General features: G+C 55.8%; 22 protein-coding genes. 10 read left to right on the top strand and 12 right to left on the bottom strand.

All coding sequences use genetic code 11. The features are described from left to right. Positions 1-79: 79 nt before the first annotated feature. The 3 genes from A6A05_RS20400 to A6A05_RS18745 are packed head-to-tail and all read right to left on the bottom strand — an operon-like array spanning position 80 to position 2847. Positions 80-1711 carry a DNA N-6-adenine-methyltransferase gene (locus A6A05_RS20400; protein WP_082911065.1) on the bottom strand — a complete coding sequence of 544 codons (1632 nt, stop codon included), beginning with the start codon at positions 1709-1711 and terminating at the stop codon, positions 80-82. Further along, positions 1711-2109 (bottom strand): hypothetical protein, encoded by a 399-nt coding sequence (locus A6A05_RS18750; protein WP_068504523.1) that lies wholly within the window; start codon positions 2107-2109, stop codon positions 1711-1713. The genes A6A05_RS20400 and A6A05_RS18750 overlap by 1 nt, the downstream gene beginning before the upstream one ends. Further along, positions 2110-2847, bottom strand: coding sequence for a hypothetical protein (locus A6A05_RS18745; protein WP_068504521.1), 738 nt, complete (start codon positions 2845-2847; stop codon positions 2110-2112). It lies immediately after the preceding gene. Between the two features lie 468 nt (positions 2848-3315). Between A6A05_RS18745 and A6A05_RS21080 the strand changes: the two genes are divergently transcribed. Both A6A05_RS21080 and A6A05_RS18740 read left to right on the top strand, forming a co-directional pair. Beyond that, positions 3316-4041, top strand: coding sequence for a hypothetical protein (locus A6A05_RS21080; protein ID WP_156521148.1), 726 nt, complete (start codon positions 3316-3318; stop codon positions 4039-4041). Positions 4042-4213: 172 nt separating this feature from the next. After that, complete coding sequence (locus tag A6A05_RS18740; protein ID WP_068504520.1) at positions 4214-4765, top strand: recombinase family protein; 552 nt, start codon at positions 4214-4216, stop codon at positions 4763-4765. Between the two features lie 7 nt (positions 4766-4772). Here the strand turns inward: A6A05_RS18740 and A6A05_RS21075 are convergent, their stop codons facing one another. The 4 genes from A6A05_RS21075 to A6A05_RS18730 all read right to left on the bottom strand — a co-directional run bounded on the left by A6A05_RS21075 (position 4773) and on the right by A6A05_RS18730 (position 7996). Beyond that, the gene (locus tag A6A05_RS21075) at positions 4773-5225 is read right to left on the bottom strand and encodes a hypothetical protein (protein WP_156521147.1); all 453 of its coding nucleotides are present in this window, start codon (positions 5223-5225) and stop codon (positions 4773-4775) included. 10 nt (positions 5226-5235) lie between these two features. After that, positions 5236-6108, bottom strand: coding sequence for a DUF6731 family protein (locus tag A6A05_RS21070; RefSeq protein ID WP_156521146.1), 873 nt, complete (start codon positions 6106-6108; stop codon positions 5236-5238). 112 nt (positions 6109-6220) lie between these two features. Continuing rightward, positions 6221-7498 (bottom strand): Y-family DNA polymerase, encoded by a 1278-nt coding sequence (locus A6A05_RS18735; RefSeq protein WP_068504518.1) that lies wholly within the window; start codon positions 7496-7498, stop codon positions 6221-6223. Between the two features lie 6 nt (positions 7499-7504). Beyond that, entirely contained in the window at positions 7505-7996 is a 492-nt protein-coding gene (locus A6A05_RS18730) for a LexA family protein (protein WP_245644375.1), read from the bottom strand. Between the two features lie 686 nt (positions 7997-8682). Between A6A05_RS18730 and A6A05_RS18725 the strand changes: the two genes are divergently transcribed. From A6A05_RS18725 to A6A05_RS20395, 5 genes are all read left to right on the top strand, one after another. Continuing rightward, positions 8683-9702, top strand: a complete 1020-nt coding sequence (locus A6A05_RS18725) for a helix-turn-helix transcriptional regulator (RefSeq protein ID WP_245644374.1) — start codon at positions 8683-8685, stop codon at positions 9700-9702. 42 nt (positions 9703-9744) lie between these two features. Beyond that, positions 9745-9951, top strand: coding sequence for a hypothetical protein (locus tag A6A05_RS18720; RefSeq protein ID WP_172822323.1), 207 nt, complete (start codon positions 9745-9747; stop codon positions 9949-9951). After that, positions 9948-10097 (top strand): hypothetical protein, encoded by a 150-nt coding sequence (locus A6A05_RS21065; RefSeq protein WP_008621732.1) that lies wholly within the window; start codon positions 9948-9950, stop codon positions 10095-10097. The genes A6A05_RS18720 and A6A05_RS21065 overlap by 4 nt, the downstream gene beginning before the upstream one ends. Before the next feature lie 77 nt (positions 10098-10174). Next, positions 10175-10741 carry an HD domain-containing protein gene (locus A6A05_RS18715; protein ID WP_245644373.1) on the top strand — a complete coding sequence of 189 codons (567 nt, stop codon included), beginning with the start codon at positions 10175-10177 and terminating at the stop codon, positions 10739-10741. Positions 10742-10788: 47 nt separating this feature from the next. Continuing rightward, positions 10789-11067 (top strand): DUF3572 domain-containing protein, encoded by a 279-nt coding sequence (locus tag A6A05_RS20395; protein WP_235063004.1) that lies wholly within the window; start codon positions 10789-10791, stop codon positions 11065-11067. Here the strand turns inward: A6A05_RS20395 and A6A05_RS18710 are convergent. From A6A05_RS18710 to nrdR, 3 genes are all read right to left on the bottom strand, one after another. Then, positions 11053-11946, bottom strand: coding sequence for a 3'-5' exonuclease (locus A6A05_RS18710; protein WP_068504516.1), 894 nt, complete (start codon positions 11944-11946; stop codon positions 11053-11055). The two genes, A6A05_RS20395 and A6A05_RS18710, sit on opposite strands and share 15 nt — an antisense overlap. Positions 11947-11962: 16 nt before the next feature. Beyond that, on the bottom strand, positions 11963-12757 hold the full coding sequence (locus tag A6A05_RS20390; protein ID WP_082911063.1) for a hypothetical protein: 795 nt from the start codon (positions 12755-12757) through the stop codon (positions 11963-11965). A gap of 65 nt (positions 12758-12822) precedes the next feature. Next, the gene (gene nrdR / locus A6A05_RS18700; RefSeq protein WP_068504513.1) at positions 12823-13284 is read right to left on the bottom strand and encodes a transcriptional regulator NrdR; all 462 of its coding nucleotides are present in this window, start codon (positions 13282-13284) and stop codon (positions 12823-12825) included. Positions 13285-13472: 188 nt separating this feature from the next. Between nrdR and A6A05_RS18695 the strand changes: the two genes are divergently transcribed. From A6A05_RS18695 to A6A05_RS18685, 3 genes are read left to right on the top strand one after another with little or no spacing between them, the layout of a single operon-like run. Next, positions 13473-13751: an HU family DNA-binding protein gene (locus A6A05_RS18695; RefSeq protein ID WP_068504511.1), complete on the top strand. Its 279-nt coding sequence runs from the start codon at positions 13473-13475 to the stop codon at positions 13749-13751. Then, positions 13741-14154: a Ros/MucR family transcriptional regulator gene (locus tag A6A05_RS18690; protein ID WP_068504509.1), complete on the top strand. Its 414-nt coding sequence runs from the start codon at positions 13741-13743 to the stop codon at positions 14152-14154. Before A6A05_RS18695 ends, A6A05_RS18690 begins: the two co-directional genes overlap by 11 nt. Before the next feature lie 20 nt (positions 14155-14174). After that, entirely contained in the window at positions 14175-14675 is a 501-nt protein-coding gene (locus A6A05_RS18685; RefSeq protein ID WP_245644372.1) for a helix-turn-helix domain-containing protein, read from the top strand. A 62-nt stretch (positions 14676-14737) separates the two neighbouring features. On the opposite strand, the gene A6A05_RS18680 is transcribed toward A6A05_RS18685, so the two are convergent. After that, positions 14738-15358, bottom strand: a complete 621-nt coding sequence (locus tag A6A05_RS18680; protein ID WP_068504506.1) for a JAB domain-containing protein — start codon at positions 15356-15358, stop codon at positions 14738-14740. Beyond that, positions 15355-15903: a hypothetical protein gene (locus tag A6A05_RS18675; protein ID WP_068504504.1), complete on the bottom strand. Its 549-nt coding sequence runs from the start codon at positions 15901-15903 to the stop codon at positions 15355-15357. Before A6A05_RS18675 ends, A6A05_RS18680 begins: the two co-directional genes overlap by 4 nt. Positions 15904-15941 lie beyond the last annotated feature (38 nt).

The following is a 15941-nucleotide window of genomic DNA, read 5'->3' as shown; positions in this document are numbered from 1 at the left end:
CGGCCTTCACGCCGCTTCATTGCATCGTTTTGAAATCCGGTGCAGCAATGTTCCGATGTCGCGGGCAGACGGTACTCCATCATCCCACCTTCTTGATCGCATCCCAATACCGCACAGGGTGATCGTGGATGGCAGGGCCGGATCGTTCGTACACGTCGATCACCGACTTGGGAAGCGACCGGAGATAATTCGAAAACGGCCTATGGTTTCCCCAGATCACAAAGGCCAAGCCCTCGGGCATCCGGGATTGAACTTCGACACCTTTCCCATCAATCCCCTTCAAGAACCCAACCTTGCCCGTGATGAAGAACACGCAGGCATGTTCACTCACGAATTTCCGCCAGTAGCTCGTGTGGGTGCGAACCGGGATGATACCGACCACGGTTTCGCATAGGGGCTGGTCACGAACAGCAGAAGATTCGGTCGGAGCATCGGGCATGTGGCGGCACCACACCGCATCGGCGGCCTTTTCGACCCAGTGACGAAGGCTATGATATGGGGGGTTCAACCAAACACGACCGTGCCATTTTTGAGCCAAGCCGTCGTCGTCCTGGGTGAAATGCTGGAGTGCCCAAACCGGGGCACTCTCCCCCTTGCTGGGCGAACAAGGGTCGAGATCGAGCGGCTGGTTGTCGTTGGCGGCATAGATATGGCGGAGCAAACTGGGCGGTGTATACCACTCGCAATTCTTTTTTTCGTTCCCCTCGGTGATGAAAAGGGTCCGGGCCTTCCATTCCTTCTTCGTGGGTTCACCAGCGGGTGAATCGTCGGTGGCCGTTTCGGCCTTCACCACCGGCACCTCATCATTGTTGGGCAAGACTACCGGGGCGGCCTGCTCGATCTCCACCCCGATGCTGCGGGCATGGAAGGCATAGAGCGGGGTGGAGTAGTTGGCACAGATCAGTTCCGCCGCCTCGTGAAACTTGCCCATGTTGCTGGTGTAGGTGCGGCAGATCGGATTCATGTCCGAGAATGCGACACGATTCTCCGGGCTGTCGTCCACAGTGACCAAGCAGGAATGGCCGCTGTTGCGAACGTGCCGGGCAAGCTCTTCCAGGTCGAGTTCGCCGCACGTATACATCCGCTTGCTTACCTTGGCATAGGGCGGGTCGAGAAAACACATGACCCCGGAGCCAGGGGCGTCCAGAACCTCGCGGTAGTCCAAATTGGTGATCCGGGCACCCTGGAGCCAAGCCGAAAACTGGGGGATGTAATTGATGTGGACCGGCTTGAGGCCGCGACCGTCACGTTCAATGCTCGGGGCAAAACGCGACATGCCGTTGGTGCCAAACATGGACAGGTGGTTGCGAACGTAGAAGCCCGCCGCCGCCTCGGCCCGGTCGTCGCTCTCGACCATCTGAACGGCCAGATCGAACAATTCTTGGCTGGCAGCCCCAAACTGTTCAATCAGCGAATGCAGCACCCGCATCAGACCGGCGGGGTCGTCGCGAACCACGGTCCACTGGTTGGCAATGTTGGAATCGAGGTCGTTGAGCCAGATATCCGTGACACGGCCCGTCCGAACCATACGGAAACCCACGGCGGCAGACCCGGCGAAGGGTTCGCGGTATTCCTCCACATTGAATGGGGCGAGGTTGACCAGATCGGAAGCCGTCCGGTGCTTCCCCCCAGGGGACTTGATCATGCTCGACATGGATTCAGGAACGGGAACCACGGTGGTGTTCAGGTAAGACTTGAGGGCGGTAATCATCACATGGCCTCCTGGAATTTCTGATTGTCGTTGCTGCTTTTCGTCATGCCGTGAATCTCAGCAGGGTACTTCTCGCTGTATTCCTTCCAGAGTTCCAGGCAGCCCCCGAACTTCTTGTAGCTCCCGGCCCCGGACTTGATCGCCTTGATCGTCCCCACCTTGATGCCATAGCGTTCGATCAGAACCGAAGGCGGGTCTTCGGAGAGGATGATGTCCGCCGCTTCGTCATAAGTACGGCGGGGCTTGTGGGTCTTCAGACCCTGCTTGGTCGGCGGCGGGTTGACCATGTACTGGTCCATGAGCCAGAGAATGCTCTTCCGCATGGCCTCGGATTCGGGGTGGTCGAAGGGCGTCCGCAGGGTGTAACGGGCGGCTTCAATCTGGGACTTGGTGAACATTTAAATGGCCTCCTTCATGGGCTGATTGTCATTGCTTCCGGTCTTGGCGACCTGGGCAGCCTTGCGGGTAAGCAGGCGGTCGATTTCGCCCTGGTCGCGTTCAACGACCCGTAAATTCGTAAGATTGAACTGCTCGTCGATGTCGCCCACGATCAGGACTCGACCCGGCGATTGAGCCAGGGCTTCGAGAGTCTGGCTGTCCTTGACATCATTGATGGTCGTGCACTGATGGTCGGCGTAGTGGGTGGTCGTCCCGATCTGCGGCAGACCGGCGACGTAGGTCTGGATGGTGCGGACCTTCTTCTCTTCGCGGTTCGGGTTGCGGCTGGTCCGACTCTCATTGCGGAAAGCTTTCACCAGCCCCGACATACCGCCCTGGTCGTGAATCAACCGCTTGACGTATTCGGCGGGGAACTCGTCACGGTGCAGTTCCAGATGCCGAAGGGCGGTCGCAATCTGCCCAAGACGGCGGCGGAAGTCCGTCTTCTCCGAGACGTTGTGGAACAAGACCTTGACCACGAGCAGGGTGAAATCGTCCACCGCCTTGCCCTTGACGGTCAGGCCATATTGGTGCTGGGCGAAATTGATAAACGCGGCCTCGTCCTTGCGGAGTTCGGGGAGCACCGCGAAAGCGGCGACGACGACGTTGACGAGGGCAATGTGGGTACGAAGCCCCAGGGAGACGGCGGAGTTCACCGCCTTCCGGGAAGGGCGAAGAATGACTTCATAGTCGGACATAATGGGTACTCCTTTTGATTCAAGCGGCCCGCCGCATAGCCAAGGCGGGGGGCTTGGGCGGGGTGGGCGGGTTGTTGTCGTTGGCAGGCGTCGGAATGGTCGAGTGACGTTCGCAAAGCACCAACCGCAAGCCGGTTGAGCATCCAACCAGCACATTGAAGTCCATGTGCATCGTTTGGTTGGCAAGTGCAGTGCAATTGGTAGCCATCTCAAACTCCTTTGAATGCCGACGCTGCATTTGAATTCAGCGTGTTTACAGGCTATCAGGCGAATTGGAGGCAGTAACGATGCAGCGAGATGATTCGGAGAAGGCAGTTTGAAACTGGCCGGAATCCTGAGAATATTCGACTGAACAACGGTATTCTTGGTGAGGAATGGCGTGGAATGAACCGGAATCGAAAGCCATGTGCAGCATTCCTCTGGACACACAGAGGGCATGATAGGGATCGCATCAAAAATGATACGCCCTTGGATGTTGCCCTGGCTCAATCGGTCACATTAAAGGTGCAGCATAAAAAGGCAGGCGAGATGGCCCGCCTTGCTGGCTTTGAAATTTCAAAAGTATTTTTGTTTGAAGAGACGGGGCATCTTCCTACATTTAAGGTCTTCCCAACGATTAATCTTGCAATGTCATGGTGCGAACGGAATGACGCACCGCTAATTATTCATTCTTTTAGACATCACAGTGGTCGCGGGTTTTCATCACTAACTACTGGAAGGATAAAATTCCAAACAGAGATTAATCATCGCGGCATCCAAATTATATGGATTGACCCTGCCGATAGGGACGAAGCTCTCCACGAGTATTTTGAACAGCAGAGAGATAAAGAGCGGCAACGGAGAAGAGATAAAATTAAAAAGCTTAGACGCACTGCGGGTCTAAAAAAATTCATTTCCGATGGCGGTAAACTCGGGTTTGCCGCAGAGTGGGCTAATAAGAAGGATGCACAGTCAAAAGGACGAGCAGCACAGAGTGATGCTGCAAAAGAGCGTGCTAAAATAATAATTGATGCAGTTAAAAGCATAAAGTCAGGCCATAAATCCGTTCCGAACAGACATCTTGCCGATATAATAAACACTATGATGATGAACAATCCTGAACTTCTGCCGCCGAGAGGGACGCGGTGGACGGAGTTTTCTATCCGTATCTACATCAAGAGGCATGGCGATAACGATCAACAAGACACAACATAGCTATCTACGAAATGTTCTGTTTAAAATACAATTTGAAGACATATTCCCTGCAACATTAAGGTATACTCTGCTGCAACACGGCCACAGTCAGGAAATATTGTTCCAGATGGGTTGCTTTTGTATTTATGTAACGCTTTAATATATGGGTCTATGACCCATATGGAGCAAATCCATGTTTTACGGGTATGCCCGCTGCTCTTCCACAGACCAATCCCTCGACATCCAGATCGATGCCTTGAAGGCTGCTGGGTGCCAGATCATCCGATCAGAAAAAATCAGCGGCACCAGCCGTGATGGCCGCCGCGAACTGGAAACTCTGCTGGAGTTCCTGCGAACCGATGATGTTCTGGTCGTGACCAGGATCGACCGGCTGGCCCGATCCATGGCCGACCTTCAGGACATCATCAAGGTACTGAAGGAACGGGGGGCCAGCTTGAAGGCCACCGAGCAGCCGTTCGACACGGGCGACATCTACGGTGCATTGACCATCAATCTGCTCGGGGTGTTCGCGGAATTTGAAACGCAGCTTCGGCGGGAACGACAGATCGAGGGAATCCAGCGGGCCAAGCAAGATCACCCGGAACGGTACCGTGGCCGACCGAGGTCCATCGACCCTACAGAAGTTCGGCGGCTCAAGAACGATGGGCTTGGCGTTGCGGCGATCAGCAAGGAACTGGGTATCGCCAGGACGAGCGTCTACCGGTCATTATCCATGGCGGAGTGAAATGAATTCATAACTGCTTGAGTATCGAAAAGATAATCCTGGTAACGCGGAGAAACTTTGCAATAACAATAATCCCGCTACAAACCCACACAATCATGAACGGGTTATTTATTTCGAGTGACGCGGCAACAATGACGTGACGCTCTGCTGGATTTATGAACATCAACACTATGCATAGAACTGCAAACCCAATTGACCACTCAATTGAGCTTTTTATAAAGTTAAATAATTCGCCTGAATAACCGGAGTCTTTCAATGCCTCAAAAGACGGAGATTTTGATGATGATATTAGTACCGCTTTTGCGGCACTAAGAAAGCCAACTAAAATTGCCGATGCACCGGCTGAAGCTGACATCATTGATGCAAAAGCATCCTTTGGCGGCAGTGGCGATCCGAAATACCAGAATACTGCACCTCCCATGATGGCGATTATTAATGGGTGATGTTTTTCAAAAAACATAATAATCCACCTACTTTATAAGCTTGTTTGTAGACCAGTAATTAATTGCGGTTTCAATTGCATTGAGCCGCTCCGTGCGAGGGTATCGGCGATCTGCTCCGACAGAAATATCTATTTCATGCTTCAGGATGGAATCAAGTAGATCGAGTATCTCAATTTCTGAATCAACAGCTTCTTTTGCTGATATGCATAGCTTCTCAACCCCATGCGGGAACGCCTTAATATAGTTAATGGCATCTTTTATGAAGCTACGATTAAGGCTGGAGGCTTTCCCCCGGCCAGCGGACAAAACTATGTGAGCAGTTTCCGTGCCGCCAGCCAGTCCCATATCGACAACCGCACCCAATGACATGCCTGATGTCCTGTGGATATGGCCAATTGGTGGGGTAGCAACTTTCATGTCAATTTTCTTAAATATACTCATCTTCGCAAATTGAGCCTGAACGTTGGCATTTATGTACGGTGATATCGATAGGCCTTCGCCATCTGGCTTTCTGCCAAGTTTGCGTGCTGTTGGTGATGTGAAATTATTGATATAATTTTCAATTGCTGTCCGATGCGGGCCAAATTGATTGTATTGAATGGCAAGTGTATTTGTTTTTGAGATGTATATTGCTGCAGTCTCTTCTGACACGGCCTCTCCAGCAAGAAGGCCAAGTGAAGTTGTGTTGGTTGCTTGTGTAGCTTTGCCCGGAAGAACAGCTTGCCGAAGGCGTGAGAAATCAAGCTTTAAAATACCACCGCTTCGAATAATAGATTCGAGCCGAATTCCCGCGTAAAAGCGATCTGCAAGTTTGAGAGAGTTTATATGGTCAATGACTTCACCAAATGTCGTTACTCCTTTTTTATATGTGAAGCCAACCTGATATCCATAGATTTTCATCTATTCCTCCAAAAATATCAGCGGCAACATGCAGCGGAATGTGCGTTATGGCTTTAAACATTCTAATAATAGCAGTGTCAAAAAATCCATCAACCGATTTTAAGGCATGTTTTTAGGCCTTCACTACCGGCAAATCATCCCAGTTGGTCGTGTAACTCGGCGTCCTGTTGCCGCATCGCATTTGCCAGGGTGCATCCTTCGGTGCCAGCCCGTACCCGACAGCCCCTTTGCCCAGCTTGCTGTTGATCCCATCCAAAGCGGCCATCAACGCCGTTGGCCGTGCCCCTGATTCGGGTGGTGGTGAAAATAAGTCGCGGGGAACGTCTTCGGGTCGAACCAAATCCAGCATGATCACCCCGGCCTTTTTATACGCGTAGCCATCTCGCCACGCCGATTTCAGCCCCTTCAGGGCAGCCCCGATGATGTGCGGGGTTGATGATGTCGGCGGCGAAAGACGGATCATCGAGTTCAGTGAAAACTGTGGCTGGTCGGGGCGGAAGCGGTCGGTATAGGCGAACACCTGGACGGCCCCGGCCACCAGTCCTTCACCGCGAATTTTCTCGGTAGCCCTACTGGCGAAGGTCAGCACTGCATCATGCACCTGCTGGAATTCGATCACGGATTCACCGAATGACCGCGAGCAGCAGGTGGTGTGCTTGTCCGATGGAGCCGTGTCGAGGGTATGGACGGGGGTTCCTCGTAGCTCCATCACGGTGCGAAGGCCGACAGCCCCCATGGTCTTCTTGATCCATCCATCGCTGGCCTTGGTCAGGTCAAAAGCGGTACGGATGCCATTGACACCGCAATGGGCTGCGTACTGGCGACCAATACCCCAAACATCGCCGACTGGCGTCTGCTTCAGGGCCGGTGTAACCCATTCAAGGTGCCCGGCGAGATCAAGAACGCCATTGGTTCGCGGTGATTTCTTCGCCATCCGATTGGCAAGCTTTGCCAAGGTCTTGGTGGTGCCGATTCCCACAGAAACCGGTATGCCGGTCCAGCGTCGCACTGTGGCTCGAATCTGATGGGACCATGCCGTCATGTCATCGACCGGTAGACCATCCAGGTCGAGGAAACATTCGTCGATGCTGTAGACCTCGGCCCCCGGTGAGAATGTCGCTAAAACGGACATGACCCGTTCGCTCATATCGCCATACAGGGCATAGTTCGAGGACAGCATGATCAGCCCCTGCTTCTCGGCCAGATCACGGAGCTTGAAGGCGGGTTCGCCCATGGGCACCCCGAGGGTCTTGGCTTCGGCGGATCGGGCAACGGCACAGCCGTCATTATTGGACAGCACGACCACAGGCTTGCCTTCGAGGGCGGGGTTGAACGCCCGCTCGCACGAGACGTAAAAATTGTTGCAGTCCACCAGGGCGTAGACCGCCATCGTCCACTACCGTTTAGCTAAAGCCGAGACGGCGAAGGTGACGACGCCCCATATCTGGACACCTTCTTCATCGTTCACCGGGAAGCTGGGGTAGTCGGGGTTGGCCGAAGCAAGCTCCCAACCATCCTCGACCTTCCGCAGGGTCTTCACCGTCAAACCGCCATCGAGCGTGGCTACAACAACGTCGCCGTCATGGGGCTGTACTGACCGATCCACCACCAGCAGGTCACCACTTTGGATTCCGGCATCCGTCATGCTGTCACCATCCGCCCGACAGAAGAATGTCGCCGCCGGTCGCTTCACCATCAACTCGTGGAGATCGAGCTTGCCCTCCAGGTGGTCATCGGCGGGTGACGGAAACCCAGCAGCCACCAGGGCGGAATAGATCGGTGCCGTGGATTCGGACGGTGCGAAGCCACGGGTGGATGCCAGACATGTGCCGGGCGGCAATGGTGCTTGAGCATTTGAGAACATGAGGGGAACGATAGCCTGGATCATAAGGGTTGGGCAATCCCTATGGCGAAATTTCCTTCAACCGTTTCTCCATCTCGGCCAGTTCCTCACCACGCTTTTTCGCCCAGTTTGAAAGGTGCCAACGTTCGTCTTGGTCATCTTAGGAATCATGATCGTCCTTCGATCCTCTGGTGATGAGGCTGATCCCGAAAATGACGAACAACCACCCAAGGAATGTGAGCATCGACGACCCCACTTTGAATTTTCGAGATCATACGGAGCCAGAGTGTCCATTTTGGACATGCTTCTTGTGTGCGTTTAAAAGTGCCTGCCATTGATCGTCCCCAGCCAGTGCTGCCTTCAACCTCGCTGGTGTGGGAATGGCGGACCAATAGGCTGCCAGGGCACTTCGCGATGCAAACCAGGATTCATCACGAGGTCCAGCAGGTTCGTGCCAGACGCCGAGACGGCCAAGTGGTAGCCATTCGGGGCTGACCTGGGCTCCTTTCTTGGTCATGCAGCCAAACGCTCCATCCCAAGGCCCCCAAATTCGAACATCACCATCATGGCGGCACTCAAAGAGATGGCCGTCAACGAACCGCCATCTGGCCGGAAAGCATTCTGATGTGGATGGGTTCCTCGTCATGGTGACCAGCATATTGGCCATAGGAGTCAAAAGCGGTCACCATCCGTTCTCAATGCGGTTGTCCCATTTGTCCATCCGAGAGAGAATGCGTGACCATTTCGGTCATGGGGGATTCGCCGTGCGGTACGAAAAGGCTGACAATCTCTTGCAGTTGGCATTGGAACTCCAGGCGGCACGAGGCGGTCTGTCGCTCTTGGACATCGAGCAAAAATTCGGCGTTGGTCGGCGTACTGCAATGCGAATGCGAGACGCCGCCATGAGAAACTTCCCCCAAATGGAGGAGGTCGCTACGGGTGAGCGGATCAAGCGGTGGCGATTGCCAACCGGCACCTTGGATCGATTGGTCGCATTCACCGCTGAGGAGTTGGCGGCTCTTGAGTCTGCCACCCGCCTGTTCGAGCGTGACAACCGGGAGGATGAGGCAGCCGAACTGGCCACATTGGGAGCCAAACTTCGGGCCTTGCTAAAGCCTGATGTCGCACGAAGGGTGGAACCGGACCTCGAAGCTCTGCTCGAAGCAGAGGGGCTGGCAATGCGGCCAGGGCCACGTCCCCGAATCGACATTTCGGTGGTCGAGGAACTGCGGCAGGCCATCATGGCTTGCACCAAGGTAAAGCTGCGATATCGGAATCGGAAAACCAAGCAGGTCAACGAGCGGTTGGTTCACCCGTATGGATTCCTGCACGGTCACCGAAACTACCTCGTCGCGTGGCATGAGAACCCAAAAGCCAATGCGGTCACGCTATTCGCCCTGCCACACATTGAGGGCATCGAACTGACAGCCGAGCCGTTCCAACGCGACCCAGAATTCTCCCTGGAAGCGTTTGCGACTCGGTCGTTTGGACTGTTTCAGAGTGAGCCATTCAAAACCGTCTGGCGGTTTTCTCCTGAAGCTGCCGATGATGCCGAGGAATTCATCTTCCATCCCACCCAGCAGGTGGAACGGCAATCGGATGGTTCTTTGCTTGTCACCATCATGGCGGCGTCGGACCTGGAAATGGCATGGCATCTGTATTCCTGGGGCGACAAGGTGGAGGTGTTGGAGCCACGTGAATTAGCCGAGATGGTTCATGGGCAACGGGTGGAGTGGGCCGCTTTGCCATAGGTGACCAAAATGGTCACTCATGCCTGTCACGATACCCTGGTGATGAACAGCATGACCACCCAGCACCCGACAGACGATGCCATTTACCGGGCGGCGGATGAACTAATTGCCCGCTACGGCATCCAGATCGCCATCGAACAAGCGACGCATCGAGCAGATGCGTTCGCACAGGCTGGCCGTTGGCCGGAACACGCTATGGCGATGAGGGTGCTGACGATGGTCGAGCAAATCGGAGGGGAAACTCGATGAAGCTTCTGACCCGGCTCGGGCTATTTTCTGCCATCGCCTTGGCACCGGTTCTGATGGACGACATCCACGACTATTTCGAATCTGCCGCGACCAATAAGGTGGTTATGGCAAGCCATCATCAGATCGCATCAATTCAAGGTCGATGATAATGGGAGAAATTGGTGATCGAGCATGGCAACGAATGCTCTCGGGCCGACGCCTCGACATTCTGAACCCCAGCCCCTTGGATATCGAGATCGAGGACATCGCACTGGGATTGTCCAGGCTGGCTCGATGGAATGGTCAGACCCATGGCGAGCATGGTTATTCGGTTGCACAGCACTCGATCCTGGTGACGGAACTGGTCGCGACCAATTCACCGGACATGCCGGTGCAATGTTTGCTGGCTGGACTGCTCCATGACGGTCCTGAATTCGTGACCTCAGACCTCGTAACCCCATTCAAGAGGGCTGTGGGCAAAGGATACATGGAGCTTGAGGCTCGAATGGCCGAGGCCATCCACACCGCATTCGGACTCCCTGCCGTACTGCCGGAGCAATGGCGAGCCGCCGTTGATAGTGCTGACCGTCTCGCTGCATTCCTTGAAGCGGTTCATCTGGCGGGATTTTCTGAGCTTGAAGCTCGACGCCTGTTCGGCTGGAAAAAATCCATGCCAGCAATTGAAATTGATCCATGGTCGTCGGCCATCGCCCGAGAAAAGTTTCTGGCGGTGTTCCTCGACCTGAAATCTGGCGGGCATCATTGCCGTAAGCGGTGGGAATCACCCCGCCGATCCGCATCGGGGAGGTGAATGTGGACCCCTTCAAAACATACGAACCGAAGCCAAGACCGGTAGCCATGAAGATGACCCCTGGTGATGCGGAAACTATCGCTCTTCAAGTGGTCGCCTGGATCATTGGCGACGACACCATGCGAGATCGGTTTATCTCCATCACAGGATGCGGTGCCGACGATCTGCGAAATCGTATCGATCAACCAGCATTCCTTGGATCGGTGCTGGACTTCCTTCTGGCCGACGAATCATCCGTGCTTGCGTTTGCTGACCATGTTGGTCTACCGCCAGAAGTGGCGATGATGGCCCGAGCCAAGCTTCCTGGATGGTCAGCACCGAATTGAGAATCTATCGACGGCGGTGATCCTGGCAGCATGAATGTCCACATCCCGCTGATAGATTTCTTGGAGCAGGAAATCCTTTTCCTGCTGAAGCTGATCCTCAGGCACATCGATGAACCAAGCCCGTGGACGGCCATCGCTTCCGTCCGACCAACGGTATCCCCGAGCTTTCAGAACATCCTTGAAGTCGAACGGCGAATTTTCTGCCCAGACCCGGCAGGTCGCTTCCCGTGCCTTTTCCAGCAGCTTGCCCATGGCTGGAACACCGGACTTCGGCAGTGGCCGGGCCAGGATTTCGATGGCAGCGTGGCAGTCGTCAGTCGCCCGGTGGCCATCATGGAAAAGGCCGAACCCGGCCAGAAGGTATCCGAGCTTGGTACCTTCGAATCCTTCACCTGTCCAATCTACCTGGGACATTGAGCAGCCCCACGGTTTGGTCGAGAAACTTGGGCAAAACCGTTCGATAAATTTGCGGTCGAAGGCGGCATTGTGGGCGATAACGATGGCAGCGGGGGCGGCGAAGGCGGCTACTTCGGCTGGGTCGATAACTTTCCCGGCGACCATTTCATCGGTGATGCCAGTTAGCTTGGTGATTTCCGCTGGGATTGGATTTGAAGGCTGCCTCAGACCTTGGAATGCATCCTGGATTTCGAAAATCCGACCATCCAGCCCATAGACAAATGGGACCATTGCCAACTCGATGATCTCGTCCTTGGCCGGGTCCAGGCCGGTGGTTTCAAGATCGATGAAAATACCGAGTCGGGTCTTGGAACCATCGTGCGGAACAAGGTTCTGGCGGGGGATCAATTTACGAAGGACGCGATACTGGCCGGTGGCCTCCAACGCCACAGCCATCTTCTCGTGATCACCCATTTCCTGCATTCCACGCTCCTCTTCCTCAGGCGACACCCAGAATCCAGCCTTCAACTTCAGCTACAGTTCGCTGTGGTGGTGAAAGGTTGGGGTGGAAGAACCCAGGAAGAGTGCCATCCCGGTCTGCTCGTGACATCCATGCCGCGATACTGAAAGCGTCATGCTGATCAGGTGTGCGATCCTGCCTGGGGAATCCACGGCTCCAGAGGGCGGGATAGGCTTCAACAATGGCAGAACGTCCTGAAGGAATTTCCCATCCATCGAAGGGCCAGAAATGAATTCGTCCGCCAAGCTGGTGGCGAATGAACCGGAGCCAGGGAATTCCGGAATGAGTAGATTTTGCGACGGTTCCCTGCACATCGAAGTGGAATACCGATTTGGCTCCACCGGCCCGTTCCTCAGTCAGTCGCCGCCACCGAGTGTTGCCGGTGCGATCCGCACCATTCCCCACGGCACCATGCCGAACGAAATCGACATAGACATGATCGCCGTCAGTGGGCCAATGAGCATGGAAATCATCAAGGAAGGTCGGCCAATCAGGAGGCAAACCATGCACTTCAAAATATCGAAGGGGGAAGGAGAAGCCGTGATCGATGCCAACCAAAGTCGGCACCTCATCTGAGAGCAGGTCCACAAGCCAGTGGGCGATACCCTTTCGGGACCAATATTTTCGAGGGGTCGGATTCGGAATAGGCGACGGCGGTGGTGGCACCTCAATCGGATCAGCAGCCCCAGTTGTGACGTAGACTCGCAGTCCTTTGAGGTTCGCTGTTGGCGTTTCCGCCCCGGAGTAGTCGATGCCCACATAACGGCTGAACATGATAAGCACATTCCAACGGAAGGGTATGGTAGGGCAATGCCTTGTGCTGTGATCGTCAGGGCGTATCAATCCCCGCTGCTGGTTCCCATCTTCCCCAGGAAATCCCCAAAATCTTTGGCCTCACGGAAGTTCCGGTAGACCGATGCATAACGGAGGTAGGCGACCTGATCGAGTTCCATCAGCACGTCCATGACCAGTTCGCCGATGAGCTTGGACGGAACTTCATTTTCGCCAAGGCTCTCCAGGCGGCGGTAGACGCCATTGGCAATCCGCTCGATCTGGTCATCTTCGACTGGGCGTTTTCGTAGGGCGATCTGAAGCGACTTGACCACTTTCTCCCGGTCGAAGGTCGAGCGTGATCCGTCCTTTTTGACCACGACCAGATCACGAATTTGAACCCGCTCGAAGGTGGTGAACCGTGATCCACACCCTGGACAAGCTCGGCGGCGACGGATGGCCGCATTGTCATCGGTCGGGCGAGAATCCTTCACCTGGGTATCATCCTGGCCGCAAAACGGGCATCGCATTTGTTTGCCTCCCCCCTACCGATATCCAGACCAATCATTCAGGAAATGGCGACCACCAGCAAGAACGGTGGCATCGGCATCCGAGAAGATCGGTACCAGAATTTCCGGCAACTTGTGAAATTTTGGGGAGCTTGACGGCACAAGCACCTCGTGTAAATCATGAACCCATGCTTTTCGTAGGGGGTGACATGAACAAGTCCGAATTGATCGCCGCCGTCGCCGATGGTGCCAACATGACCAAGGCCGACGCGGGCAATGCCATTGACGCTGTTTTTGCAGCCATCACCACCGCCATGAAGGCCGGTGATGATGTGCGTCTGGTCGGCTTCGGAACTTTCTCGGTTTCTGCCCGTCCTGCACGTGAAGGCAGGAATCCGCAGACTGGCAAGACCCTAACCATCGCGGCAAGCAAGTCTGCCAAATTCACTGCCGGTAAGGGCCTGAAGGACACTATCAATGGCCGATGACATCAAGGCTCTGACCACCAAGATCGTCGCGGCCTACTTGGGTGGCAACACCGTGGAAGCCACGGAAGTCCCGAACCTGATCAAGTCCGTTTATTCGACCTTGGTTGGCACGGACGCCCCGGTCACAGCACCGGCTGAACAGCAGCAACCTGCCGTTTCGGTAAAGAAGTCTGTGACCCCCGGCCATATCGTCTGTCTGGAATGCGGCGACCACCAGAAGATGCTGAAGCGGCATCTCCTGACCGGCCACGGACTGACCGCCGACGAGTACCGGACCAAGTGGTCGTTGCCCAGGGATTACCCCTTGGTCGCACCGGAATATGCTGCACGCCGATCCGAACTCGCCAAGGCAGCGGGGCTTGGCTTCACGCGGAAGAATCGTCGGCCCAAATCAGCCACCTGATGAGCAGGGAAGGGATCATCATGCCGCCACGTAAGAGTGCCAAGCCCGCAACCAAGCCTGCCAAGGAAGTCAGGAAGGTTGGTCGGTCCACCCGTGGCCGATTGGACGACGGCAGTGCCAATCCCATCGATGTCCATGTTGGTGCCCGCATTCGGCTTCGCCGGACCCTGCTTGGTATGAGCCAGGAAAAGCTGGGCGAATGCCTTGGGCTGACCTTCCAGCAGGTGCAAAAATACGAACGTGGAGCCAATCGGGTCGGAGCCTCCAGGCTGTTCGATCTATCCCGTGTTCTGGATGTCCGGGTAGGCTACTTTTTTGAGGAAATCTCTGATACTGCCCAGGCAGCATCGCCGGTCGAGGTGATCCGGGGCAATGTCACCAAGTCAGTTGAAATCCCCGACGATGATCCGATGGCACGGCGGGAAACCCTCGAATTGGTACGGGCCTATTTCACCATCGCCGATCCCAAGGTCCGGGATCAGGTTCTGTCGATGGCGAAGGCTTTGGGTGGTGCCAAATAGGGACGGGGAAGGGGATTACTTGCGACACAAATGCGACACACGCACCCTTGCGTCTTTATAACCTACTGAATTGCATGTGAAATAGGTCGGCGGCAAGTACGGTTGTGGACCATGATCAGGGCCGAGGCGTTCAGTTCCAGCGCCCTTTTCACCACCTCGCGCGGGTAAAGGGGGGTGTGATCGATGGTGCCTTGCTGCTGCAATTCGTCGGCCACCAGAACGTTCTTGCGGTCCAGGAACAGCAGGCGGAACTGCTCGGTCGGCAGGCGGCCCATGGCCATGTTGCAGTAATCGATCAACTGGTCCCAGCGGGTCAGCACCGGCTGGTCCAGCACCGCCAGCTTGGCCAGCCGCCGGGCCGATTGCTCGGCCACCTTCAGATAGGCGGCGACGGTGGGCGTGATGCGGGCCTTGTCGACCTTGGGAAAGGCTTCCAGCACGGCGACCGGGGCCGCCAGCACCTCGCCGAAACCGCCGAACTCGTCGATCAGGGCCTTGGCCAAGGGCTTGGTATCGACGCGGGCGATCACCGACGACAGCAACAATTCCAGCAATTCGTAATCGGGCAGGCTGTCGGGGGCGGCGAGAAACCGGCTGCGCAGGCGATCGCGATGGCCCAGATAATGCGGGTTGGCATCGGCGGTCTGGTCATCCAGTCCGGGCAGGGCGGGCTCGACGCTCACAGGCGGGCGCTGAACTCTTCCAGCCAGGCCAGCCGGGTTTCCAGCAATTCGATATCGTGATCCAGCCAATCGGTCAGGTGGCAGCCGTCGCCATCCCCGGCGAAGGCGCCGCGCAGATCGATCAGGCGGGCCAGTTCGCCTTCGACCGTCTCGATCATCAGGTCGGCCTGGGCGCGCTGCTGGTTGGCCGGCAGCAGGTCCATGAACCGCATCTTCAAGGCGACGATCAGCTTCGACAGATCGCTGCCGGCGCGCAGACGGGCGGTCAGCAGGTTGGTGAGTTCGACCCGGCCGGCCTCGGTGATGGCCAGGATGGCGTCGTCTTCCATGCCGGCACCGGTGCCATCGACCGCTTGGACCAGGCCTTCATAGCGCAGAAGCTCGATCGAGGTGCCCATCAGGTCGATCTGCGGCCCGGCCACCCGGCTGATGAAGTGACGCACCGCGCCGGCCAGTTCGCTGTAACGCTGAGGTGCGCGCGCAATCGAGCCCAGCGCGCACAAGCGCACCGCTTCCTTGGGGGTCAGGGTGTTGTCGGCGAACATCGGCCAAGCCTCGTTGTTCAATCAGCCAAATATAAGGG

The organism is Magnetospirillum moscoviense (assembly GCF_001650635.1).
Taxonomy (GTDB): Bacteria; Pseudomonadota; Alphaproteobacteria; order Rhodospirillales; family Magnetospirillaceae; genus Magnetospirillum; species Magnetospirillum moscoviense.
The sequence above is the reverse complement of the archived record's forward strand: the minus strand, read 5'-3'. Positions and strand labels throughout refer to the sequence as shown.